General features: G+C 61.5%; 23 protein-coding genes and 1 tRNA gene. 10 read left to right on the top strand and 14 right to left on the bottom strand.

Annotated elements, in window-relative coordinates; genetic code table 11:
* Positions 1 to 48 precede the first annotated feature (48 nt).
* The 6 genes from QM588_RS22275 (at position 49) to QM588_RS22250 (ending at position 9,101) form a co-directional block, all read left to right on the top strand.
* Entirely contained in the window at positions 49 to 750 is a 702-nt protein-coding gene (locus QM588_RS22275; protein WP_283316617.1) for a hypothetical protein, read from the top strand.
* Positions 751 to 862: 112 nt separating this feature from the next.
* Positions 863 to 3,718 carry an NACHT domain-containing protein gene (locus QM588_RS22270; RefSeq protein WP_283316616.1) on the top strand — a complete coding sequence of 952 codons (2,856 nt, stop codon included), beginning with the start codon at positions 863 to 865 and terminating at the stop codon, positions 3,716 to 3,718.
* Between the two features lie 82 nt (positions 3,719 to 3,800).
* Positions 3,801 to 6,137, top strand: coding sequence for a hypothetical protein (locus tag QM588_RS22265; protein ID WP_283316615.1), 2,337 nt, complete (start codon positions 3,801 to 3,803; stop codon positions 6,135 to 6,137).
* 116 nt (positions 6,138 to 6,253) lie between these two features.
* Positions 6,254 to 7,195, top strand: a complete 942-nt coding sequence (locus QM588_RS22260) for a DUF6615 family protein (RefSeq protein WP_283316613.1) — start codon at positions 6,254 to 6,256, stop codon at positions 7,193 to 7,195.
* 83 nt (positions 7,196 to 7,278) lie between these two features.
* Entirely contained in the window at positions 7,279 to 8,040 is a 762-nt protein-coding gene (locus tag QM588_RS22255; RefSeq protein ID WP_283316611.1) for a DUF2510 domain-containing protein, read from the top strand.
* A gap of 692 nt (positions 8,041 to 8,732) precedes the next feature.
* On the top strand, positions 8,733 to 9,101 hold the full coding sequence (locus tag QM588_RS22250) for a histone-like nucleoid-structuring protein Lsr2 (RefSeq protein ID WP_283316665.1): 369 nt from the start codon (positions 8,733 to 8,735) through the stop codon (positions 9,099 to 9,101).
* A 217-nt stretch (positions 9,102 to 9,318) separates the two neighbouring features.
* Here the strand turns inward: QM588_RS22250 and QM588_RS22245 are convergent, their stop codons facing one another.
* The 10 genes from QM588_RS22245 to QM588_RS22200 form a co-directional block, all read right to left on the bottom strand.
* Positions 9,319 to 9,816 (bottom strand): hypothetical protein, encoded by a 498-nt coding sequence (locus tag QM588_RS22245; RefSeq protein ID WP_283316609.1) that lies wholly within the window; start codon positions 9,814 to 9,816, stop codon positions 9,319 to 9,321.
* Positions 9,817 to 10,017: 201 nt separating this feature from the next.
* Positions 10,018 to 10,353, bottom strand: a complete 336-nt coding sequence (locus QM588_RS22240; RefSeq protein WP_283316608.1) for a hypothetical protein — start codon at positions 10,351 to 10,353, stop codon at positions 10,018 to 10,020.
* A 53-nt stretch (positions 10,354 to 10,406) separates the two neighbouring features.
* Positions 10,407 to 10,685, bottom strand: coding sequence for an urea amidohydrolase (locus tag QM588_RS22235; RefSeq protein WP_283316606.1), 279 nt, complete (start codon positions 10,683 to 10,685; stop codon positions 10,407 to 10,409).
* A complete protein-coding gene (locus tag QM588_RS22230) occupies positions 10,682 to 11,215 on the bottom strand; it encodes a DnaB-like helicase N-terminal domain-containing protein (protein ID WP_283316604.1) in 534 nt (177 codons plus the stop codon). Before QM588_RS22230 ends, QM588_RS22235 begins: the two co-directional genes overlap by 4 nt.
* 109 nt (positions 11,216 to 11,324) lie before the next feature.
* Positions 11,325 to 11,630, bottom strand: coding sequence for a hypothetical protein (locus QM588_RS22225; RefSeq protein WP_283316603.1), 306 nt, complete (start codon positions 11,628 to 11,630; stop codon positions 11,325 to 11,327).
* 173 nt (positions 11,631 to 11,803) lie between these two features.
* Positions 11,804 to 12,370, bottom strand: a complete 567-nt coding sequence (locus tag QM588_RS22220) for a hypothetical protein (RefSeq protein ID WP_283316600.1) — start codon at positions 12,368 to 12,370, stop codon at positions 11,804 to 11,806.
* Positions 12,371 to 12,811: 441 nt separating this feature from the next.
* Complete coding sequence (locus QM588_RS22215) at positions 12,812 to 13,687, bottom strand: DUF2637 domain-containing protein (protein ID WP_283316599.1); 876 nt, start codon at positions 13,685 to 13,687, stop codon at positions 12,812 to 12,814.
* The gene (locus tag QM588_RS22210; protein ID WP_283316598.1) at positions 13,684 to 14,034 is read right to left on the bottom strand and encodes a hypothetical protein; all 351 of its coding nucleotides are present in this window, start codon (positions 14,032 to 14,034) and stop codon (positions 13,684 to 13,686) included. The genes QM588_RS22215 and QM588_RS22210 overlap by 4 nt, the downstream gene beginning before the upstream one ends.
* Positions 14,034 to 14,822, bottom strand: coding sequence for a ParA family protein (locus QM588_RS22205; protein ID WP_283316597.1), 789 nt, complete (start codon positions 14,820 to 14,822; stop codon positions 14,034 to 14,036). Before QM588_RS22205 ends, QM588_RS22210 begins: the two co-directional genes overlap by 1 nt.
* Positions 14,823 to 15,992: 1,170 nt before the next feature.
* Positions 15,993 to 16,190, bottom strand: a complete 198-nt coding sequence (locus QM588_RS22200; RefSeq protein ID WP_032368532.1) for an excisionase family DNA-binding protein — start codon at positions 16,188 to 16,190, stop codon at positions 15,993 to 15,995.
* Positions 16,191 to 16,329: 139 nt separating this feature from the next.
* Here QM588_RS22200 and QM588_RS22195 point away from each other — a divergent pair, with 139 nt between their 5' ends.
* Positions 16,330 to 16,962 carry a helix-turn-helix domain-containing protein gene (locus QM588_RS22195; protein ID WP_283316594.1) on the top strand — a complete coding sequence of 211 codons (633 nt, stop codon included), beginning with the start codon at positions 16,330 to 16,332 and terminating at the stop codon, positions 16,960 to 16,962.
* Between the two features lie 61 nt (positions 16,963 to 17,023).
* Positions 17,024 to 18,154, top strand: a complete 1,131-nt coding sequence (locus QM588_RS22190; protein ID WP_283316592.1) for a tyrosine-type recombinase/integrase — start codon at positions 17,024 to 17,026, stop codon at positions 18,152 to 18,154.
* A 331-nt stretch (positions 18,155 to 18,485) separates the two neighbouring features.
* On the opposite strand, the gene QM588_RS22185 is transcribed toward QM588_RS22190, so the two are convergent.
* Positions 18,486 to 18,559, bottom strand: a tRNA-Lys gene (locus QM588_RS22185).
* A 92-nt stretch (positions 18,560 to 18,651) separates the two neighbouring features.
* Entirely contained in the window at positions 18,652 to 18,873 is a 222-nt protein-coding gene (locus QM588_RS22180) for a DUF3618 domain-containing protein (RefSeq protein WP_027497653.1), read from the bottom strand.
* Between the two features lie 78 nt (positions 18,874 to 18,951).
* On the opposite strand from QM588_RS22180, the gene bcp reads away from it, so the two are divergent.
* Entirely contained in the window at positions 18,952 to 19,425 is a 474-nt protein-coding gene (bcp, locus tag QM588_RS22175; RefSeq protein WP_032368383.1) for a thioredoxin-dependent thiol peroxidase, read from the top strand.
* On the opposite strand, the gene QM588_RS22170 is transcribed toward bcp, so the two are convergent.
* The gene (locus QM588_RS22170) at positions 19,414 to 20,778 is read right to left on the bottom strand and encodes a dipeptidase (protein ID WP_283316589.1); all 1,365 of its coding nucleotides are present in this window, start codon (positions 20,776 to 20,778) and stop codon (positions 19,414 to 19,416) included. The two genes, bcp and QM588_RS22170, sit on opposite strands and share 12 nt — an antisense overlap.
* Positions 20,779 to 20,852: 74 nt before the next feature.
* Positions 20,853 to 22,136, bottom strand: coding sequence for a hypothetical protein (locus QM588_RS22165; protein ID WP_283316588.1), 1,284 nt, complete (start codon positions 22,134 to 22,136; stop codon positions 20,853 to 20,855).
* Positions 22,137 to 22,494: 358 nt separating this feature from the next.
* Between QM588_RS22165 and QM588_RS22160 the strand changes: the two genes are divergently transcribed.
* Positions 22,495 to 23,133, top strand: a complete 639-nt coding sequence (locus QM588_RS22160) for a TetR/AcrR family transcriptional regulator (protein WP_080729227.1) — start codon at positions 22,495 to 22,497, stop codon at positions 23,131 to 23,133.
* The last annotated feature ends 50 nt before the right edge of the window (positions 23,134 to 23,183 follow it).

Genomic DNA, 23,183 nt, shown 5'->3' with positions numbered 1-23,183 from the left:
GACAAAACGGCATACGAGCAAGAACGATCACAAGCCTGGCCCCCGCAGATGACCGATAGCGGATCGACCACCGACGCCCGCGGAGGGCTCTTCGGGTCGCGGGCGTACACCGACATCGCCGTCCGCCCAGGAACCTACGAAAGCGAAAGACTCAGCTCCGCACGCCTTGAGGCCGCTCTCATCGAACACGTTGTGCGACTGCGTGGATGGCCCGTACCGATGGTCTACCAGCGAGAGCCGACCGTCCGCTACGGAAACTGGATAGCACAAGACATCTCATCTCCGGGCGTCCACGAAGAAGAGGCATGGCGACTGTTCACGAGCGGCCAGTTCCTGCACCGCCGCGCCCTGGCGACCGACATGCACCCCGAAAGCCCCGAATTGGCGGCCACGCACCCACGAGCGACCGGTGCAGTCGCCGTCTGGGACGTCCTGCTCTACATGGTGGAGATCGCCGAGTTCGGTGCCCGCTGGGCTACCACCCTGGAATGCGACACCATCACGTTCGACATCGCCCTCAACAACGTCTCCGGACGCCAACTCATTTCCGGCGACCGCAAACGCGACATACGCAACGACCTGATCATCGCGTCGGACCAAGTGCCGGCCGCACACACGATCACCACCACACAGCTACTCATCGACACCCGCCGCACCGGGGTGGACCTAGCCCAGAAGATCCTCAGTCAATTCGGGGCCGACATCCCCGACCACGTACTCCTCGACTACCAAGCACAAATTCTCAGCTAGCGCGGTAGCACAATGTCACCGCACCACCCCACGTTTCAAAGGCGCAACCTCCAATTGCACACCTACCCCGATGGCCCGCACCTCACCTGGACGCTTCGGTTAGCGTAGGTGGGTGATCGAACCGACAATCGCTGCAACTGCCATTGGCTCGTCCAATGCCGCCGTAGGCCTGAGCAAGTCGGCGGTCGGTGGTTTCGCAGCGCTACGCCGCCGGTTCCGACTCTTGGGAACCTTCGACCCTGAACTGCTTGTCCTCAATGTGGAAGAAGCATCCACGAGCGACGCCGACGTTATCGCACTATCGGCCGCCGACGTCCACGATGTCGAACAGTTTTTGTCCTCGCCGCAGATGGAACCCGTCCTGGCCGTTTTCGCTGTCGCAAAGCTCGCTCAACCGGAGGATCTTCGCGAGGTCGCGCTGATCCGCTACCGGGAGCTGTTCGACAACGAAGCACAGAAATGGGTAGTTGAAACAGGGGGTGGATGGAGATCGAAGACGGGCGCAATCATCGACCGTGTCGACGCGCTCTACGACGGCATGCTGACCGGTGTCAGCAGCGCCTTCGACACAGATGAGCTGGACGAATTCATGGATTTCGTCCATGCGCCGGCCCTGACCGGGATCTCCGCACCTTCATACCTGGACAGAGTTGTATCGATAGCGACCGATATCAGCGAGCTGGCCGAGGTGCTCCAGCGCAGCGCACGGGTCGCCGAGGCAATCGGCGCGATCGACTATCAACCTATCGCTTCGCACACGGACATCGACGAACCGTCGACGTTTCTGGACCTCTACGTCGAACGCAGCTTCGTGGACGCCGACGACGGTTCTCCGCTCGCTCAGGCACCACTCTCGCCCACCACGAACCCGTTCCGGCATGTACTCATGGGCAACCCCGGTGCCGGGAAGACCACCTTCGTGCAACATTTCAAAAAGACTGCGTCGAGTTCGACCCAGGTCCCGGTCGTCGAGATCGTGTGTCGCACCTACGCAAAGTCAGCCTGGGGTAACTCCCTCACCCAACACATCGTCGACCGTATAAACAACGAATACGCTATTCGACTGACAGTCGACGACGTCGAATCCATGCTGTTACTGGGAAGGATGAGCGTGGTTTTCGATGGCCTCGACGAGGTCACCGATCAATCCAAACGGATCACACTCGTATCGCGAATCAACAGCATCGCCTGTCAATACCCGATGTGCTCGATTCTTGTCACCACCCGCATCCTGGGCTACAACCGCGCTAGGTTACCCAGTCGTCTGTTCTCGCACATCCGCCTCGACGAATTCAACGACCAACAGATCTCCGAATACTGCAGGCGCTGGTTCGACTCCCGAAACAGACCCGACCTGATCGCCAGCTTCGAAGCCGAGTCCGAGTCAGTCGACGATCTACGCAAAAATCCGCTCATGCTCTCGCTTCTGTGCGCCCTCTACCGCGAACACGGTGCAATACCTACCGATCGCCGCGGGGTCTATCACGAATGCGCTGATCTGCTTTTCAGGCGCTGGGACAACCACCGTCAAATCGAGCATCACGAGGCCATGCCCAAGTCCACTCACCGTCTCATGCAGGAGATCGCCACCTTCGTCTACAAGCACGCAGGTCTGCAAGACGGAATCCAAGAAACTCAATTGGTCAAAGTGCTCGCTCACTCGTTGGTCGATCGAGACGGGTACGAGATGTCCGACGCCGAGAACGATGCTCAAAGCTTCGTCGACTTCTGCGCCGGGCGGGCCTGGCTACTGGCAAGCTTTGGATCCGACTCTCGCGGACAACGATTGTTCCGCTTCACCCACCGCACCTTCCAGGAATACTTCACCGCAGAAGACATCTCGCGACGCGCGAAAAACGGCGACGAATTGGTCGGCGAGATCACGGCAGCATTCGACAAGGACGAAACCTCAGTCCTCCCGGAGCTGCTTCTGCAGTCGTACCACTATCACCGAGACGACGGCGCTGCCGTATTCAAAGAGTTGGTTCGCACCGAGACCCCCAGCCGACTACTACTACGCCTCATGGAGGGCGTAGGCCTGCCTCGGCAACACCGAACCACCGCGTTCCGTAGCTTTCTCACCGAGTGGCACGTCAACGGCATCACTGAACAGGAATTCAACCTCCTCCTCGCGATGAACCCGCAAGCTCGCGCTCAATTCGAGCAGGAATATCTACACTCCAACGCAACTATCGGCAACGATCACGACCGCACGCTGCTGCTGGACGCATGGTGCGGCCGAGTGCAAAGCGGCATCGGAGGACACCATGTCGACGTATGGACACCGTTGATGACCACCGTTGCGCAGGATATGACCTCACGCCGCGTCCAGATGGACAAGCCCGCGATCGCAAACTGGCTCGTGGCGCTGAAGATCCCGCCTCGACGGACGTGGTTCGGGTGGGAAGCGTTGGCCTGCCCCAGCGTCTACGGTGCTGTCCCCGGTGTCCTGTGGTGGACCATCGAGCAACGAATGGGGCAAGGCCAAGATCTCGAACCGAACACAGTCCGCGACACAGCGGTACGAGACGCACACGCCGCCATCGCGGACGGAGCCAAGATTCCCCAACCCATGCTCTCAGAGTTCCGCAACTACATCTATCTCAACAACGCCGACTTCCTCGAATGGACCCCCGCCGCGAACCACGGGACCCACCCACTCGACCATCTCATCGACGAGCTGGCGATCTACACCCTGTGCACCCTTCACGAAGGGGGAGAAGAAACTGACACCTTGCTGAGAAAACTCGAACCCTTCTATCTCGGAAGCATTCAAGACGCATTCGCCATGCGCGACAAGAGAGTCTACTCGGACGACAAACCCGCACGAGGCGACCACAGCGAAGGCCGCGATTTCATCACTCAGGCACCCCGCTGGCTCAACTCTTGGTTCGAGGGCGGGGAGTCCGTTGTTCTATACCAAGACCAACCGAGACATACCCAACCCGATAGCGGCCTGATCCTGTAGTGGCAGAAGGAGTGCGTGTTCCGTAAGCCATACTTCCGACTGAACCCGCGCACGTACGCGCGATAAGCTCGTGGAGGCCTTTGTGAAGCACATCTTGGATAACGAGCTGCTTAACGGCCCTCTAGAGGTGCAGACCAGGTTGCGCCCCTACTGTGTGGCTCGCTGCGTGACCAGCTTGAGCGACGCGAAAGAGACTGCGATCCACCTGTGCCAGACCTGGGGCGGGGCGAGCAATCCGATCATCGCGCTCCATGGCAACGCTCCGGCCGACTACCTCTCGAAAGTGCTCGTCGCCAGTGAAGTCGACGGGTACCAGAACCACACCGGGGAAGAACTATCCATCCCCTACCTGCAAAACGAAGGCGCATGGGACTATCCCGCTGGCTTGATCGTTGCTCATGAGCCGGCCCAGGGCGCACGGCCCGTCGAGGTCGTAAACCTTGTAGAAGACGATCCATGGCATCTCGTCTACCTGGCAACCCTCGGATGGATGCCGAACATGTTAAGCGAGGCGTTGTGTTTCACCGCTGGCCTCGAAGAGGCAAATATCGAGAAGGCCATCCCGATCGAGCGTGTGTCAGCCACAGGAGACCTCGATGACCTTCTGATGCGCGTGAGCAACCGAGACAAATTCACCCCTCGCCAGTTCAGCAACCTGTACCTCGCCTCCGGTTCACCACCCAATACCGGCTATCTAGGGATATCAAGTCCCATCCCGGACCGCTGGGAACAAGCGCAAGCAGCTGGACCCAACATCGTCGTTGTCGTGAGCCCAGACTCTGTCGACGACGTTGCGCTTCTGTGGAATCTACGGGCCCTTTGGGGAGACAGATTGCCTATGCCGCTCGGGATTCCCCGAGCGGAGTTTGACGCCGATTCCCTTCGCCGCCTCCGGCAACCAGCTACGACCACTCGCTTTGGGCTCAGCGGCGGCGACCTATACGTCTGCAGTGAATCAGTCTCCCACCATGAACTTCAACAGATTGCTTACGCTGTTCCTTCCGTCCATGTTGCCGAACCAATGGACCTTCTACAGCCCCAGGCTGCACCTGCTCGACCGCGGAGCCAGGTGCAAACCTGGACTGACGGAACAAGCCGTATAACTTCGTTAACCGACGATGACAGAAAAGTGCTGAGCGCAACTGCCCGCGAGCCGTCATTAGTTATGTCCGTACTTGTTCCGGCAGCGCCGATTCCAGCGGTCGGCCCCCTCCGTGGATCATATTATCCCGCCTACCAACGTGGCACTGCCCAAGTTCAGGCGACCTTCGGAGCCCGCAAAGGCCACACCAATGAAGTGAGCTGGCCCAGCGGTTGGACGTCTTTGTCGGCAACAGCACTGGAACTTGGCCTAGAGGTACGAGAATCCCAGCCTGGACTTGCAGCAATGAACCTCCTTCGCGCGCTAGGTGACACTGGGGACATTTATCACCTATGTGACATGGAACTGGTCGAACTCCTGTACGAGCTAGCAGAACGAAGCGGCATGTCCTGGTGGAAGCAAAGGTGGAACGATGCAGAAAAACGGCTTCGAGAGGAAAGCAAGACAGCAGAAGAAATCGAGTCACTCGCAGCCGAGCTGGGACGTGACGAGCCCGTTGTCGCGCCTTCTAATGAAGGTCGGCAATTTGCCGAAGCCCGGTTCAGAAAATGCTTCGGCAACAAGAAGGATGCCTCGGATCACTGGCTTGAATGGGCTGTTGACCGACGGATACTGGTGCAGGGTATCGAACTTGGCTGCCCGAACTGCCGGGTAAAATTCTGGCTTCCCACCCAAGAGATGTCGCCGCCACACACCTGCCCAGGATGCAGCCGAACGATAAGTCGCCCATTCGGTTCCGAACTGGTCAAGTTCACGTACCGCATCGGTGAGGTCCTCCGCCGATGCCTAGAGGTCGATGCACTTGGCCATGTACTCGCACTTCGATGGTTGACAACGATGTTCGCCGATCAAGGGATCGTCGGAGCTCATCCAGGCGTGGAGTTCGTCGAGGATGGAAAGGTGGTTGCTGAGGCCGACGTCCTCTTGCTCTTTACCGACGGCCGGATGGTGCCAGTGGAGGTCAAACGCCGCGCCACCGCGTTCAATGAAGCAGCAGCCGAGCAGTTAGAAGCGATCTCCACCAAACTGAACGCTAGCTTCGATGTGATGTGTGTGATGGAGCCACTAGACCGGTGCAGCGCGGTGGCTGCACTCAAACGCGCACTGCCAAACAGGCCCCGGTTCCTGCTTACGATGGACGAGCTCTCAGCTCAACACCTTTTCTGGAGCGCGGGAGGAAATCCATTCGAGGAGAGACACTTCGGAGATGATTCACCCAAAGAACGTCGAGTAAAATGGCTAGCAGATCTAGCGCGAATCGGTAGCGGTCCTGCTGACCTTGCCGAGCATACTGTCGACTATTGGCGCAAGAACTAATAGCGACGTTGCTACCCCGAGTCGATTACGTCCTCGAAAACTGGACACCAGTCGCCATGAGGGTCACTATCCGATCATCAGGGTGGCCGGTGTTCAACACTGCAATAGTGGGCGCTATGACCCCAATCTGGACCGTAGACAAAGACGATCGGTTGACGACCTTTTTCGCACTGCTGGGCCTTTCGATCGATACGCATCGCCGCATCGTTGCGGGAGAGCGCTCAAGGATCCGTCAGTCCGAGGAAACTATCACTGAGACCATCCTGCTTGAGCTGAGTATCAGCCTGCCGAACCTGCGGATATCAACCCACTCCCGCAGAAAGGAATCACGCAGCGGTGCTGACTGGGAATGGTGGATAGAAGGCAACACAAGGTGGTTCGGAATGCTCGTGCAAGCCAAGAAGCTGCATGCGGCGAGGGGACACCCCAACGGCGGTTACGGCTTCGGATACGCGCCCCAGTCAGCGAGCGGCGAGCTCCAAGTCGATCGACTGATCTACACCGCCGAGCACAGAGCCAGTCCCACGCTTGCGCCGATTTACGTCCTCTACAACGGCACCGACAAGACGACAAGCCAGGTCCAGTGTCCGTTCCGGACCCTGGACCAACATGAGCTGGCAGGCGGAATCACCGCGATGTCCGCATACACCGTCCGGGCCCTCGCTGAAAAGAACATCAGCCCGCGTCGTAGGTATCAGGACGTGCCCCTCGAACAGGTCAGCCCTCACGCCATTCCCTGGTCGTGCCTCGCCACATGCGGAACGAGCTGCGAGACTGGTTACGGTGGCCACGGCACTCCGCCGTTGTGGGACGACGCCCAGTTCAAGGAATACGACCCCGCCAGCCGAGCTGCCGCCGCAGTCAACATGCTGATCGCCCAGTTCCCCCGCTCTGACGAACGCCCCAACGACATTCCACCCGAGGCGCGACTACACGCCGAGCCGCCTTCGTATGTACCACCAACCATGGACCGGTGGAGCGACGCCGAGCCCCCCACATCGCAATTGGCCAGTCACATGGCTGTGCTGTACAGGAACCGTCGAAACACCAACCAGTGAACAACCCAGTCGAAGAACCGATCTTCTGACTCATCCGCAATACCCCATGACAGCATCACCGAGAACGACGAACGGACACTGCAATGACCAGCCCCACACCCCCGCCCGGATGGCACCCAGACCCGAGCGAACCAGGACTGATCAGGTACTGGGACGGAACCCAATGGACCGAACACACACAACCCGCCACCGGACCGACAGCAGAGGAAGCCGCGCCCATCGGCGCCACTGACCCCGGCCAGCCCGCCCGGGCAGGCGTGCCGCGCGCGGTCAAGATCGTCGGCGGCATCGTCGCTGCGTGCGTCGTGATGGGCGTGCTCGCTGCCGTCTTCGGCGACGACGATCCTTCCGACGACTCTCAGGCTGCTGCACCGTCCACGACGTCGAGTGCCGCGGCCCAAAAGACGTTCACGCCCGCCCCGGCAACAACCACCCCGACGGCCACGACCACCGTCTCTCCGACAACGACCACGACCACCTCAGCTGTGGCCGTCCCTCCCCCTGCCCCCGCAACGTACCTATCCGATCCCCGATGCGCCCCCGCGAATCAGTCCCTCGTGGATCTGGTCTCCTCCGGCTTCTCCGAATCCGGCCTGACCCTGACCAACGGCACCGTCATCGACTCCGGCGACTACACCTACATCGGCGGAACCACCCTCGGCGCCACAGGTGGTGTCGAGAACCGATCCGATGTTTGGGTAGTCGCCAACGGCACCGTCTACTCCTCGACCGGAGGAGCTCGGAACACCACGAGCTGGCCGCGAGCCAGCTCCGAGTTGGACGTGTCCCCCGGCGACACCGACGTCCAGGCCGTCGACGCCTGCGTCGTGGACCTCACCCGATGACGTCGCCGCCCTCAGGATGCGCTATCGGGTCAGGGGCGGACGAGAGCATTCTGCTGCTGAGTCTGGACCAGAACCAGGTGTGGGCACATAACAGCTACTGGGTCCGAGCCTTCGCGACGAGGATGCGAAGCTCTGCTGCACTGGCCAGCGCGAATGCTTCGGTGGTTCACCGGGGCGCACGCGGATCTCCGTCGGGGGCGTTCCCGGTTGCGCCGATTAGCCCAGTGATGAACTGCTAACCGCTGAGCGATTCGTAGAACTTCATTGGGAAGACACCTTCCAGCGGTTCGGGTGAGATGCCCCTATCGACATGACGAGGCGGCCAATCGACCGAAAAAAGCGGAGCTTGCGTAGCATCGATTGTCTGGTCAGGTTCCCGGCATGTCGGACTCGATCGACTCGTAGGACCGAGATTGGTGACCCCGACGGGGCGGCCTCGGAGGGACGGGCGGACGCGACCATGCTGACGAATGGTGTTGCACTGCAATGTTTACGGTCGCCGGAGTAGCCTCACCAGCGCGCCAGCTGTATTACTAGCTCGGAGCCTGCACGCCCGACTGCGAGAAATCGCGCGCGACTTTATAGCAGCTCAGATTGTCGTGCGATGGAGAACGCGGATATCGTGCTTGTTATCCTGGTGGAGAGAAATGCCGTTGCGCATTGCGATTGTGTCGATGAAAGGTTTTCCGGCTATGGCCAAACGAGTGACAACCCAATTGGTGGACGATATCGATGGGTCGGTCATCGACGACGAATCCGGCGAGACAATCGATTTCGCGATCAACGGCGTCGAGTACTCGATCGACCTAAAAGCGAAGAACGCGAACGAGTTTCACAAGAAGCTCGATTACTACGTCGGGCATGCGACGCGAGTCGGTGGCCGCAAGCGCAAGCCCTCCCCCGCTGCAGCGTCGGCCGCTACAGCTGCCGACGGATCAACCAAGCGCGATCCAGAGCAGACGCGGGCGATTCGGCAGTGGGCGTTCGACCAAGGCTATGAGATCAGCGAACGTGGCCGCATCCCAGCGAATATTGAAGAGGCGTACAACGCCGCACACTGACAGGCGGTGAGCCGCCTGCGTCTACGCGAGCGGCGGCTTCGTGTTCTCTTCGCTGCCCGGGCTGTGGCAGGACGGAGCGCAGTGGAGTTCGATTCGCCTGCCGCCCGCATGGCGGCCACTCGTTCTGCGTAGTCGACGGCATCGATTCCCGATGTGCGCGACATGACGAAGGCCCGCCCTTAGTTTGGGGGCGGGCCTTGTCGGGTTGATGGGTTGGTCAGTCAGTCGGCGGCTTGGTGTCTTTGCCTGCGGCGACGTCGCGTAGCCACTGCGGGACCGGATCGTTGTCGTATTCACGGAGCTTGATCGAGGCTCCTGCGGTTGCGGCGCGGACCTTCCGGCGTTGCTCGGGGGTCCATGCCCGGCGTGGTTCGGTGGTGGTCATGAGCGCTCCTCGCGGTCTGGGTCCATTGTCACTATTGTCGTCGGTTTCCGCCAGATCGTCGCTGCCGGGGTCGATGTCACGGTCCGCGATTGCTCGGAGTGTGCGACGGTCGGTCTTGGCGATGAACGGTGTCGCGGCAACGGTGCCGAACACTGTCCAGCCGAGGGCAACCTCGTCGGGGTTGTCGCTGACGGTGCGTTCGAGGCACCAGGTAATTCGTTGCCAGGATTGGGAGCGGTTGTCCGCTCGGGTGCGTTGGTTAACGGTTCCGGCGACGCCAATGACGGCGAAGACGCCGACTATGAAGGTGATCCAGGCTTGTGCTGGCACGGGCCGGGTTCCTTTCGTGTGGTGGGTTCGAATTGCGGCGCGCTGCGCAGCACCCCAAACGACTGGTCGAAGTTTCGGCAGGCGGCCGATCTTGCGGTGTGGGCAGGACGTTGCTTGGTGCACGGGTGCGCACCGCCTCAGCGTCGTGGCGTTGATGCAGGTTTGTATCCGGTCTGCAACGGTGGATCGATACCGTGCGGGTCAGATCACTAGGTCATGCGCCCACTCGTAAACCCAGCGTGGCAACTTAGGTGCGTCGAACGGTGCGACGGCGAAATTCGATTCGCTGCGAACTGCGCACTCGGGGATCGCGTCCACGGTGTGGGAGCCGAAGGACCTGGCTGCGACAATCCACTGTCCGCGGTGATGCACTCGGATTGCAGTCGACACTGTGCACCGCCCACCGGAGTATCCAGCGGTCAGCTGGTGGCAGTCCCATTCGACGTGCTGGTTCTGCCCGAAGAAGTGCGTCAACGTCGCGGCGAAGGACGGCCCGTAGAGGGTCCCTCGGTCGGTGTCGATGCGGATGAAGTTCATGGCGTCGGCCTTTTCGAGTCTGGCGGCAATGCGAGGTGTGCGTGGAAAGTTGCTCAGAACAGGGGAATTTGGTTGCGCGCCGCGAGACTGTCGCGGAACTCTCGGAACTTGCCCAGAAGATCTGAAGCGACGGCCTCGGTGTACCCGATGGACCGCGCAACCTCACTGAGCGTGTTGCCGGCGGCCATAGCATCATGGATCTCACAACCGACAGCGAGGTCCTCGAGTTCGTCTCCATTGAGATGCGCGACATCTGCGACGGCCAACCGGACAGAAGCGAGGGCAGCTCGACGCCGCTCATCGCCCGACTCTGTCTCTCCCCGCGCCGTCACTGTGCGCTGCCTCTGCGGAAGGCGTTCAGGCGGTTCGTCGCTACACGTTGCGCCCTTCCAATTTCGACGAGCTGGTCGAACAGAAATTCTTCCGGCGCTTCCTCGGCGAGCTGCTGAATTCTGATCCCTGCGTCGAAAAAACTACGTCGGTAACTTTCCGACAGAACCATGCCGGCGTAGTCGGTCGCCGATGCTCCGCATGCGTTCGCTGCGGTGACATCGGTCAATGTTCGACGCAACCGCGCACCGCGGTGTCCACTGGCACCCGACCGGACAAGAACGCCCAGAACACTCGCGGGGTCGTGCGGGAGGTTGTCGATGATCAGCCCCTGCACGATGCCGTACAGCTCGCGATAGACAGGATCGTGGAAATCGTTGGCCTGCAATGTCGCTGCGATACGGGCGGCCTCGTCGGTGTTCTGCAACCACATCAGTGCGCAGATCGCCAGTGCTTCCGGTGCCGTCTCTGGATGGTCCGTCAGATCAGCGTGATCGTCGTCGGCGGGTTCGACTGCTCTCAACGGGGTCATCTGTTCGCCTCGTTTCCATTCGCGGGTCTGTTGCGGGAGAACTGGATTCGATATTCCGGTCGCGCTTTGCTTGGCTATGCCGCGTTCGTCGTCATTGCGGAGGTGTGGGTCAGATGTAGAGAAGGTTCGGTGGTGCGGTGCCGTCGAACTGCTCGAGGCTGTCGAGGACGGCGTTGTAGTTCTCGGGCCTGCAGCTTCCGAGTCCGACGATGAGGGCACGGGTTCCGTCGAGTGTGACGAGATAGGACGGCGGGCTGCCGTTGTCGGACGATGCGTGCTCGCGCGCGTCGAGGAGGGCGGTACGGACGGCATCTGCGGCGGCGCGTTTCGCAACCTGGAGATTAGGTTCTGCTCCGGTTGCGGTCAGAATTTCCGGGTTGTCCTCAGGGTGTGTGGTGACTGTCCAGGTGATCATCGTTGGTTCCTTGTCGCTCGTGCCGCCAGCTGCTTCAATCGAGCGTCACACGAGGTCCGGAACAAGGCGTTCGCTGCGGGTACCGATCGAGCGAGGGTGTGGATAACTGTCGTGTCGAGTCAGCCTGTGGATAAACGACGTTCGGCCCCGGGGTTGGGGCCGAACGTGTGGTACTAGACGTCGTCGAAGACATCGAGGAGTTTGGCGGGGTCGCGGCGGTAGCGGCTGCCGTCGAGAAATACTCCGACGGCGGCGCGGTGAACGCGTCGGAGTTCGGCCATCAGGGTGTCGTACCCGATGCGGTCGGTGATGCGCCAGGTGACAGGTCCCATGTGCAGGTCTACCCAGTGGATGGTGCGACGTTGTTCGGAGCTGTAGCGGTGGTGCGGCACTGCTGTGTGTTCGGGGCTGTCGAGCCACAGGACGGAGATCGCGGCGGCCCCGAATTCTGCGCCTGGTTGCGCAGGATGGGGTGCTTGTCCATCGGCTCCGGCGAGTGCGGCCCGAACGGTGGCAAATCCGGTGATGACTGCGGATACTGTTTCGGCGCTGCGGAAGGTCATCATGACGTGACCTAGTGCAACGATCATCTGCGCTTCGTCGGTTCCTGCGGAGGTAGCGGTGATAGTGGCCTGCTGGGGTCCGGAGACCAGGACGGTGGTGTGGGTGACGATTCCGGTGGTCCGGGCATTGTGTGCGGCGGTGGTCCGTCGTCCTGTGCTGGAAACATTCTGCGGCATGTCGGGCTCTCTTTCTGTTGCGGGACCGGCTCCCCCGGCCCTTTCGCTCTGCCAACTTGTTTCGCCGTCATCTGGCTCGAAGGAGAGAAGGCGGCGCACTGGACCGGCGTCCTGGCCCTGATCCGGAAAGTTTTCAGCCGCAGGCGCTTTGAAAAGTTTTCGGAGCCCATCGGGCCGGAGCAACGCGGAGTCAGGGTTGGGTAAGACGGGTCAGGGTGTTGCATGCTCGATCGGAGCCAGATGTGCGAAGGAAATTGTTCTTTCTGCTGTGCGGAGCGCAGCGGAGCTCAATCCGGAGACCGCCGGAGGTGGTCCCAGGGCAGCGCGTGCCTCGACGCAGACTGAGCCATCCGGGCGCGACCACCTCACAGCCATCAACAGCCTGGGGTGATTGCGCGGGAGCGACGGGAAGCAACCAGGCTCGATGTCGCGGTAGCACTTCTATCCCGCGGACATGCGGTCACGCTCGCTGGCTGGCTTGTGATCAAACTTGGATTGCCCGTCCTGGTGGCCATCGATGATCCCTGCGGTGACTTCTTCCCACTTCCGATATCGTCGCATCGCGGTCGATGCAACGGAGCCGTCTGTTTCTCTACCGATTCGTGCCCACGACCATTCGCGGTGGGCGTGTCGGAGCCGCGCTGTTTCCGCAACTTCCGGTGTGAGGTCGTCTATTTGCAGTCGAGGCGAGTCCGCCGTGTCGACGTGTTCTCCCCGCGTGCCGTCTGCGCCCTCTGAATCATCCCGGCTCGGACTGGGGCCTTCTTGGCTGAACTCGGTATTTGTACAGTGCGGCTCCGCTGTGGCAGCACTTGGAGCGAATTCCACTCTGACGGCCTCGCGGGGCGCACGAAGTATGACGGCCAGCACTTCGGTCATCGCAAGGAGCGCAATAGGTGCAATGGTGGCAATACCCGCCGAGACTACGGCCGGAAGCAAGGTCGCACTCAACACTGCGTGGTACGAGTTACCAGCAATCGACGCCGATGCGGCAACACGCAAGATCGTGACGACGAAGCGACGGCCCTTGATCGTGCGGTTGTCCGTGTGATTCGACAGCGCAATGGCTGTCACTGTTGTCGAGACAATTGCGCCGTCCAACACCACTGGAATCACCCACGCCTCGCCGGGACCGATCCCAGCCATCACCGCGAGATCACGCAACACAGCGAAACTGAGCCAGAAGGACGCCCCGGCAATGCCTACTGTCAGCGAAACGGCCGTTGCGAGGGCCCACTGCAAGATCGCTGGATGGAGCCCAACGACGTCTGACGGCTTCGTTGTCAACGGGGTTGCCGCGGAGTGTGATCGGCTCATCGGATTCTCGGTCCTCGTGCGAGGGGGCCCGTTCGTTGCGGGAACGGCGCACCGTCGTTGAATCTGTTGCGCAACAATTCCAAGTAGTCTTCGATTGCCGCATTGACGAGGTCCGACGGGCCCCGCGGCGCGCCGGGCGTTGCGGACAGCGCTTCGGCTGCGTTGAGAAGATCGTCGACGGTGGACTGGTACAGGTAGTACGAACGCTTCTGTTTTGCGTTGTCCGGTGACGGCTGCGCACCGGTCTCGGCCGACGAAACGGTGTCGTGGGGGTACCGCGTGTGCTCTGGCGGATCGACCGGGCTCGATCCGGCGAGTGCGCTCTTCATACGTTCGGGGCGGGCCATTACAGGTGTCCGTTCGTGAGCAGCGCAAGAGTGTCGCGGTAGATCGTCGATAGGCTGCGAGATTGGGTTGTCCCCCAGTCGACCAGGCTGGTTTGGCCCTCCATCGAGTCTTTGATGACAACCCGCTTGGGTACGGCGTCACCGAGGATGTTGATGCTCGCGGCGATCTCGATCAATTGTTCTCGGCCGCTGATAGTCGCGATCTCGTGGAGGTTGACGATCGCACCGAGCACGGCGAGGTCCGGGTTGTAGCTGCGCTTGACTGCATCGATGGTGCGCAGCAATCGCGCGAGTCCATTGGCTGAGAACAGCGCGGACTGAGTCACGACGACGGCGGCGCGCGCTGCAACAAGGGCGTTGATCGTCAGCAGATCGAGGCTAGGTGGGCAATCGATGAGGATCACGTCGTACACGCTTCGTACGACGTCGATTGCGTCGCGAAGCCGCCGTTCTCGGCCGGCCCCGGCGACAACCAATTGATCGCGGACATAGGCCAGGGACTCGTTCCCCGGTGACGTGGGTACCAGGTCTACGCCAGGCCAGATGGTGGGGACAACAGCATCGGCGATGGTCGCGTTCGACGACTCGGCGAGTACGTCGGCAACACCGACATCGTCGCTCTCTAACTCGGTCCTGGTCAGGACTGTGCTGGCGTTGCCTTGCGGATCCACGTCGATAACGAGTGCTCGCTTCCCCGCTTGGGCAACGGCGTAGGCGAGGTGAAAGACGGTGGTGGTCTTGCCCACTCCGCCCTTCTGGTTGCAGAACGCAAAGATGTCAGCGGGCATGGTGGGTCTCACTTTCCATGGATGAATGGGACGAACTGGGGGTATAGCGGGAATGGGATGTCATGCACGCCTTGGAACCGAAGGATGAGTCGCACCCTGTAGAAGTGTTGGATGTATTGCAGGTAAGGGGCTCGATGCGTGATTCCCTTGCCGTAGGCGAAAGACGCGCCATAGTGGCATGAGAAGCATTTACCAACAACACATCCCGAGCTTGACTCTCATCCTTTGCAGGCATTGGAGGTATGGCCACTGCGGGATGTATGACGCCCGTCGCCAGCGAGTCATCTGAGGCACTCTTTGCTGGTAATTCAGGTACGTCAGTTTTGCGGAACGCCGCCGCACCGCTAGCGGGAGCGGCCTGCACCGGCGAACTGCCGCGCACGATTTGAAGCAGCCAAATTGTTGCTCTGTATGGATCTTCACGGAATCGACGTGCACAACGGATACGAGTAATCGAGCGGCGTGGACTGAAAGATCGAGGCCTGAATGACGGTTCGTCATGCCGGACAACTTGGCGATGTCAGCATTGCAGATGGGTCGGGAGCTCAACTGGTACCTCCATAGTGGTTACGTATGAAAGACAAGGGACTTCGTTCGTTCCCTCCGGACCCCCCATGGCCCCTGAGCCAATTTCCGCACCCACGTTGTCCGCTCCACGCCCGATAGCCCCGCGCCTCGGTGGGCGCGCGGCTAATCGGTATCGCCACCGGTTCGATGATCAGTCGAGCTGGTGGTGCCTCGGGGCCGGTCTCCGAGGATTTACAAAGGGTGCACAGGCCGGCGGCAGGCTGGTTGTTCGTCGGGCTCTGCCAGAAAACGACGCTGCGACAGCGACTGCGGGCGGACTTCAACGGCACGCCGGACCCACGCAGGGGTACGGCGTTACATAGACAACCGCGAAAACAGTGTGTACGCAGATGGATTCACCTAGACATGGATAAATCCGGCCTCCACTCATCCCCGCTCTTGCGTCGACAACATCCCGAAGCAGAGTGAGGGAATGAGCGCGGCAAAACGCCTTGTGAGGCGCGTCAGGACCGATTAGTATCCGAGGACGAAGCTCCTTCCTGCAAGGTGGGGATTTCGAGGACGCCCTCGGCACCGGTGCTCGTAACACCGGAACTCGCCGGGGGCGTCTCTAGTTCGTACGGGTCTGCAGTGAGAGGCATGTCAGGCAACGCCCGAGCTGACGCGTGCCGCCTCCTCCAGTCCGACGATGTACTCGTCAATGGCCGTGTCGGGAATCAGTCGGCGCTTACCGACCTTGACGCTGCGAATCTCACCGGCCGCAAGCTTGTTGAACAGGTTGGAGCGTCCGAGACCCGTCCGAGCCATCGCTTCCTGGACCGAATACAACCGTCGAGACATGGTGTTTCCTTTCCACATTCTGTGTGACGAAGCCACAATCGCGCACTCGACCGAGTCCTATCCATGTGGTTCCACCACAACGTAGCAATTCAGTAGCGCTGCCACAACACTTGTGAAAAATCAGCTAGACTGCGTGCTTATGACACAGTCTTGGGCTGAACAGCTAGTGGCCCGCGTCGCCGGCGAAGTTCGACGGCTCCGAGGTAAGGAGCACTCGGCTCTGTCAGCGGCGAAGCTCTCGGATCGCACAGTCGATATCGGATTCGGGATCTCACGGTCGGTAGTCGCCGATCTGGAGACAGGGCGCAAGAAGAGCATCGATGTTGCTGAATTACTTGTCTTGGCAGCAGCACTCGGCGTATCGCCGGCCCAACTTCTGTACCCTGACCTACCCAAAGGCCCAGTCGAGATCCTTCCTGGGCTGGAGCAAGAATCGCACGAGGCTCTTAGATGGTTCAGCGGCGAAGCAGGTCTCATGAAGCCGTCGCCAGACTGGACCGAGGCCGACACCGAAGAGTCGGTCGGCGTGTGGGTACGTGAGCAGTTCGAGCCTCGAAACGACCGTGTCGGCATCACGCGCGAATGGCTCCAGTCGCTACAGACGATGCGGCGCGCGCGAGTTCAACTGCGCAACGGTTTGTCGAAGAGCGAATCGGCAGAGCACATCGAAACCATGCAAATGGCCTACGAGGATGCGCGCAGGCGGTCGGAGGACCTCTTTCACAAGATGACCGAACTGGGAATGGCGGTCGGAGACGAACTAGATGGCTAGGGACCCCTTCAGACTTGGCGAGTGGGGTCGAATCTCGACTACGACGTCGGGTGGCGTCAGCGTGGCGCGCGTTCGCATCAGAGATCAGGACGGCAAGCGACGGCTGGTCGAAGCTCGTGGAAAGACCGCAGCCGAAGCGCGACGCAAACTGCAGGAAAAAATTGTCAACCGCGAACCGCCACATCCTTCTCAGCGTGCTGAACTGAGCAAGACGTCCACGATGTCGGAGCTGTTCACCTATTGGATAGCTCAGAAGACGAAAACTGTTTCGCCGCAGACAATAACGGGCTACAGGCAAGCATGGAACGCCTACTGCGCGGCAGCTGTAGGCGAGATCCTCATCCGTGAAATGACGGCAGGGAAGGTTGACACTCTGATCAATTCGATCGGAGAGAGGACCATGAGTGGCGCTCGGATGTCGCGGATCGTGATGTCCGGCATGCTCGGTATCGCCGTACGGTTCGACTTCCTCAGCCACAATCCAGTTCGCGATACGCCGAGACCGACCCCAAAGAAGTCCGCAGTCCGCGCGCTGACTCCCGACGAGCTCGACGAATTGCGCGAACGCGTGCGGAACTACTCTCGCCACCAGACCATCGACGAATATGGGGTCGTACGGCCGAAGCTCGGACAACGACCCGGTGCCGATCTCGAGGACATTCTTATGCTCCTGATTGCCACAGGTGCGCGCATCGGTGAGCTCTTGGCGTTGAAGTGGGACCAAGTCGATCTGGACTCGCCGATCCCGACCGTCACATTCAGCGCAACTCTTGTTGTTCCGCGAGCGGTAGGCGAACGCCTCTTCCGTCAGAACTTCCGGAAGGGTGATGCACCTCCGCTTACGGTGGTGCTCCCGCCGTTCGCAGTCACAGCACTCCGACGTAGGCGCGCTATGCCAACGTTTCACAACCCGGAGAACGCGCTGTTCGTGACGGGCACCGGCAATTGGGTGTCGCCGGCGAACGTTCGGAGATCATGGCGAGCTGCACGCGGCGACGACTTCGACTGGGTAACTCCTCACACGCTCAGAAAGACCGTGGCCACTTTGGTGAAGGAGACTTACGGGGTCGAAGCAGCTCAGGCTCAGCTGGGACACGCCAACACAAGGGTCACCGAAGCGCACTACATCCAGCGAGTGACCTTGGCCCCAGACATGAGCGACGCGCTGAACAAGTTTGCGCCCAAGACTTAGGCCTCCCCAGGCATCAAGGTCCGGCTGAGCCGGTCGCGTGGACAGTTGGCCCTGGCCCCATCATCGGCAATTCTGGCCGGATCTCGGCGGGCGGGACCGATCGCGCTCGCCGCAACCTGGAACCGATCTGTCTTTGAACTTTCGAGACCATAAACGGACCGCAGGCGCGAAGACGACCTCCAGGGGGTCGCGCAGAGCTCCTAGTAGCAACGGAGCGAGCAACTCATCACTTTGCCCTCAAAGTGATGAGTAAGTGATGAGTTGGTGCAAAACCCCGCAAAAGCAAAACACCCCGCCTCCAGCTATGCGCTGGTGACGGGGTGTTTCGGTGTGCGCCATCAGGGATTCGAACCCCGGACCCGCTGATTAAGAGTCAGCTGCTCTAACCAACTGAGCTAATGGCGCCGATCCGCACCGCGTGTTCTCTGCGGTGCGGGAGAAACATTAACAGCAGATGCGGCCAGATGTGAAATCGGCTGGTCGGAGCACCTGTTGCGTCAGTTGAAGATCCTGCGAACCACGAGAACTGCTACCACTGCGCCGACTCCGAGCAGAGTGAACTTCACGGCCGGCTCGTTGAGCTTGGCCACCACCGTCTGCTTGGTGTTGGCGACGATGTTCTTGGGGCTGGCACGGACGCTCAGCTCGTCCAGCGTGCTGGCCAGCTGATTGCGAGCGGCCTCGATCTCGCGCTCGATTCGGTCGGTGTCCTTGGCCACGTGTCCTCCAACTTGTCTGCAAATAGTCTTGGTCGTACTCGAGCCTAGAGCACGGCGGTATTTCGATACTCTCGTGCGGTGACCGAATACAGCAAGCTCGAGCCGGGCGACACCGCTCCGGCGTTCACCCTGCCCGATGCCGACGGCAACGACGTCTCCCTCGCCGATTACGCCGGCAAGAAGGTGATCGTGTACTTCTACCCCGCCGCGAGCACCCCTGGCTGCACCAAGCAGGCCTGCGACTTCCGCGACAGCCTCGCCGAGCTCAACGGCGAAGGCCTCGAGGTCGTCGGCATCTCCCCCGACAAGCCGGCCAAGCTCGCCAAGTTCCGCGACAAGGAGGAGCTGACATTCCCGCTGCTCTCCGACGAGGAGAAGACGACGTTGCAGGCGTGGGGTGCGTTCGGGGAGAAGAAGAACTACGGCAAGGTCTACGAGGGCGTCATTCGTTCGACGTTCCTGGTCGACGAGGAGGGCAAGATCGAGGTGGCTCAATACAACGTTCGCGCCACCGGCCACGTCGCCAAGCTCCGCCGCGACCTAGCCGTCTGAACCGGCCAGCCGCTGCAGGAACAGCGCCTCGGCGACGGCCATCTTCTCGATTTCCGTCGGGTCCACGCTCTCGTTCGGGGCGTGGATCCGGCATCGAGGCTCTTCGACGCCCATGAGCACGATCTCGGCGTCCGGCAACGCCTCCGCCAACGCGTTGCACAACGGAATGGACCCGCCCTGCCCCGCCGTCCCCATGGGACGTCCGAATGCCTCTTCCAAGGCACCTGACAGCGCCGCGTACCCCGGGCCGTCTGTTCTGGCCTGGAACGGCGAACCGATGGCCTCACGCTCGACGGTGACACGCGCATTCCACGGCGTGCGTGCCTCCAGATGCGCCACCAACGCGTCCTGCGCCTGCTGCGGATCAATCCCTGGCGGAACTCGCAAATTGAGCCGTGCCGAGGCTCGAGGGGAGATTGCGGCGGCCGAGCCCACGACGGGTGGGCAGTCGATTCCGAGAACGGTCAGAGCTGGGCGCGCCCATACCGCGTCGGCCACGGTGCCCGAACCCGCCAGAGCGACTCCGTCGAGCACCCCGGCGTCGGATTTGAACTGCTCGGCGTCGTACGGCACCCCATCCCAGGTCTGCGCGCCATCGAGACCGTCGACCGTGGTGTCACCGTGCTCGTTGCGCAGAGTCGCCAGCACCTGGATCAGCGCGCCGAGCGCATCGGGTGCCGGTCCCCCGTACATTCCGGAATGCACCTCTCCGGCAAGCGTTTCCACGTGTACGACGACGTTGGCTATCCCACGAAGAGTGGTGGTGACCGTCGGCAGACCCACCGTAGTGTTGCCGGTGTCCCCGATCACCACGACATCGGCAGCGAACAACTCTGGCCGCTCGTCGACGAGTGCTTCGAGCCCGCCCGTGCCCATCTCTTCAGAACCCTCGCAGACGATCCGCACGCCGACGTCGAGCGACTCCCCCACCGCGCGCAGCGCCAGCAGATGCATCAAGATGTTGCCCTTGCAGTCGGCCGCGCCTCGGCCGTACCACCGACCGTCACGCTCGCTCAGCTCGAAAGGCTCACTGTCCCAATAGCTCCTGTCGCCGGGAGGCTGGACGTCGTAGTGCGAATACAACAGAACGGTCGGTGCCCCCGCCGGTGCCGGCCGCGAACCGACGACAGCCAGTGAGCCGTCGTTGGTCTCGATCAACTGCACGTCGGGAATTCCGGCGTCGACGAACGCCCGCTGCACCCACTGCGCTGCACCGACGCATTCCTCCACCGGGAACTGCCGAGGATCGTGCACAGATCGGAACCGGACCAGTTCTGCCAGCTCCGATTTCGCACGAGGCATCGACTTCGCGATCGCGGATCGAATGTCGGCGGGGCGTGCATCGGTCGGCATGATTCCTCCAGACGAGAAATGACAGACGGGCTCTGGCCAGTCTGTCATTTGCTCGCACCTACCGAAGCGACACATCAGCCTCCGGCCAATTCCTGCGCAATCCACTCACCTGTGTGCTGCCAGTGCCGATCCCAGGCTTCCTGCTCGAGTTGCTCCTGGGATTTGCCCGGCTCGGGAACGACGGTGGGCAGAGTCAATTGCGGCGGATCCACAGTCGCCGCAGCGGGCTTCGGGGTACCTGCAGGCGCAGCGCCCGGCGGCACCCAGGACGGCGGAGTCCACTGCTGAGGAGTCCCGTGCTGTGGAGTCCACTGCTGCGTCGTCCCAGTCGGCGGTGTGGTCGTCGGCTCGAGGGCTGAATCCGCCGTGGGCGGGAGCGTCTTGGGCAGGGCGTCGACCGGCAGCGCAGGCGCAATAGTGGTCGGATCGACGTATCGCGTTGCGCCGGCCAAATCGGCACCGCTGTCGCGTCGGTCGACGCTCTGTTCGGCGGTCGCATCCCCATTACTCGGCAGCGTGGCTGCAACGGCGACACCGGCCGAGGCCACCCCGGCAAGCAGAACCGCAGCGAAGATCAGTTTGCGACCACCGGTCGTTGAACTCGACCTGCCCGTTGCTGTCACCGGGGACGCCAGCACCGAAGGGACCGTCTCCGGTACTGCGGCTTCTTCCGCGTCGTCGGCCCTCTCCGTTTCCACGAGAGCGGCCTGATCCTCGACCGAAACCGACGCGAGCCAGGCCGCCCCGCAGGCGGCGACCCGATCAGCGGCACCCACCCGCACGACGGGCACACCGAGACCGAGGGAGAGAATGTCGATCAAGTCCCGGTTGCTCGATCTGTCTCCGAACAGCGCCACCGCCTGTGGTTTCTTGCCGGATTCGTCGACCACTTCCCAGGCCAGCGGAATCGTGCTGCCGATTCGTTCGGGGGACATCGAGTCCAGGGCAGCATTCTTGGCGGGCGTGAGTGTGGCATCGACTGCGTCGGCGAGAGAGATGGATACGCCGTGTTCGCCCATGTAGTAGAGCAGCACCGTGCTCGCGTCGGCGAGGTCCTTCGTACGGGCCAACCAGGACAGGAACGACTGGGATGCCGAGACGAACACCGTCGACTCGTCGGTCACTGCCGTGGCGAGTTCGGCGCGCTCGGACTCGGACCGATGCACGACGGCGACAGCGTCGACCGACACGTTCAGCGTTGCTGCCTCGGCACGCATATCCGAGATCGCGCGCGGTAGAACGGCGGTCATGTCGGGGTCGAGCGAAGTGGTGGAGTGCGCGAGCACCTCCCCCGAGGTCGGCTCGAGCAGGACCGTCTGCATCGAGCCGGATTCGATCGCTGTACCGATTGTTGCCACTGCAGTCTCCCTGTGCTCGGGGTGAGGCTCCCGACCATGAACGTCGTCCCACAGACACGAACGACGGCCACCCTGCACGGAAATTGATTCGATACCTATAACCATACCGGTTGCCCGTTTGGCTGGCCCATATTGAACTTGGGGATTGTCACAGCAAGACAGCCCGACAGCTGTCGACGCACACAGCAGTCCCCCACAAGAACGACCGAATCCGGAGTGGCCGATGCGACCCGCACGACAGAAGTGGATACCGTGCACCCGCGACGGATAGCCTGACCGGGTGGAATCCTCTGCTCGTGCCCAGTCCTCGCGCCGTCTCGACGCCGCGCTCGAGTCGACGGCGCAGACTCAGGAGCTGATGCCGAGGCGCCGTCCCACGCAGGAACGCAGCCAACGCAAATTCGACGCGTTGCTCCAGGCGTCGCGTGAACTGCTCAGCGACGTGGGCTTCGAGTCGTTCACCTGTGAAGAAGTCGCGTCACGGGCAGAGCTGCCGATCGGCACGCTGTACCAGTTCTTCGCCAACAAGTACGTCATCGTCTGCGAACTCAATCGTCAGGACCTCGTGGGCGTCCAACAGGAATTGGCAGAGTTCGACGGCGAGGTCCCGTCCCTGGACTGGGTGCGGTTCCTGAACAATTTCGTCGACCACATGGCCGGCATGTGGATGACGGACCCGTCGCGCCGCGAGGTATGGCTCGCGATGCAGTCGACACCGTCCACCCGCGCCACCGGGGTCATTCACGAGCGCGAGTTCGCCGATCAGGTCTCACGCATGCTCGGACCGTTGACGCCGCGCACACCGCGGCATCGTCGCAATCTGATGGCCCAGGTGTTGGTGCACATCGTCTACTCGATGCTGAACTTCTCGGTGCAAGACGGCCAGAGCCACGAAGATGCCGTGGCCGAACTCAAGCGAATCATGATGGCGTATCTGCTCGTCGCAGAGAAGGAGAGCAGGCGCTCGGGTGGGTCGGTCAACACCGACGACGCCTGACCCGCCCGCTTCACCCACACGAAAGGCCCGCCCGATCTCGTGGATCGGAC

It is taken from the genome of Rhodococcus sp. IEGM 1354 (assembly GCF_030056855.1).
In the GTDB taxonomy this organism is placed as follows: domain Bacteria; phylum Actinomycetota; class Actinomycetes; order Mycobacteriales; family Mycobacteriaceae; genus Rhodococcoides.
This window is presented reverse-complemented; position numbering and strand designations above follow the sequence as displayed.

Coding starts and splice junctions, on each gene's coding strand:
- QM588_RS22215 (WP_283316599.1), bottom strand. CDS start 13,687: ATGAGCCGATCACACTCCGCGGCAACCCCGTTGACAACGAAGCCGTCA.
- QM588_RS22260 (WP_283316613.1), top strand. CDS start 6,254: ATGACCCCAATCTGGACCGTAGACAAAGACGATCGGTTGACGACCTTT.
- QM588_RS22170 (WP_283316589.1), bottom strand. CDS start 20,778: ATGCCGACCGATGCACGCCCCGCCGACATTCGATCCGCGATCGCGAAG.
- QM588_RS22230 (WP_283316604.1), bottom strand. CDS start 11,215: ATGACCCCGTTGAGAGCAGTCGAACCCGCCGACGACGATCACGCTGAT.
- QM588_RS22240 (WP_283316608.1), bottom strand. CDS start 10,353: ATGAACTTCATCCGCATCGACACCGACCGAGGGACCCTCTACGGGCCG.
- QM588_RS22205 (WP_283316597.1), bottom strand. CDS start 14,822: ATGCCCGCTGACATCTTTGCGTTCTGCAACCAGAAGGGCGGAGTGGGC.
- QM588_RS22250 (WP_283316665.1), top strand. CDS start 8,733: ATGGCCAAACGAGTGACAACCCAATTGGTGGACGATATCGATGGGTCG.
- QM588_RS22200 (WP_032368532.1), bottom strand. CDS start 16,190: ATGTCTCGACGGTTGTATTCGGTCCAGGAAGCGATGGCTCGGACGGGT.
- QM588_RS22195 (WP_283316594.1), top strand. CDS start 16,330: ATGACACAGTCTTGGGCTGAACAGCTAGTGGCCCGCGTCGCCGGCGAA.
- QM588_RS22225 (WP_283316603.1), bottom strand. CDS start 11,630: ATGATCACCTGGACAGTCACCACACACCCTGAGGACAACCCGGAAATT.
- QM588_RS22275 (WP_283316617.1), top strand. CDS start 49: ATGACCGATAGCGGATCGACCACCGACGCCCGCGGAGGGCTCTTCGGG.
- QM588_RS22160 (WP_080729227.1), top strand. CDS start 22,495: ATGCCGAGGCGCCGTCCCACGCAGGAACGCAGCCAACGCAAATTCGAC.
- QM588_RS22255 (WP_283316611.1), top strand. CDS start 7,279: ATGACCAGCCCCACACCCCCGCCCGGATGGCACCCAGACCCGAGCGAA.
- QM588_RS22220 (WP_283316600.1), bottom strand. CDS start 12,370: ATGCCGCAGAATGTTTCCAGCACAGGACGACGGACCACCGCCGCACAC.
- QM588_RS22210 (WP_283316598.1), bottom strand. CDS start 14,034: ATGGCCCGCCCCGAACGTATGAAGAGCGCACTCGCCGGATCGAGCCCG.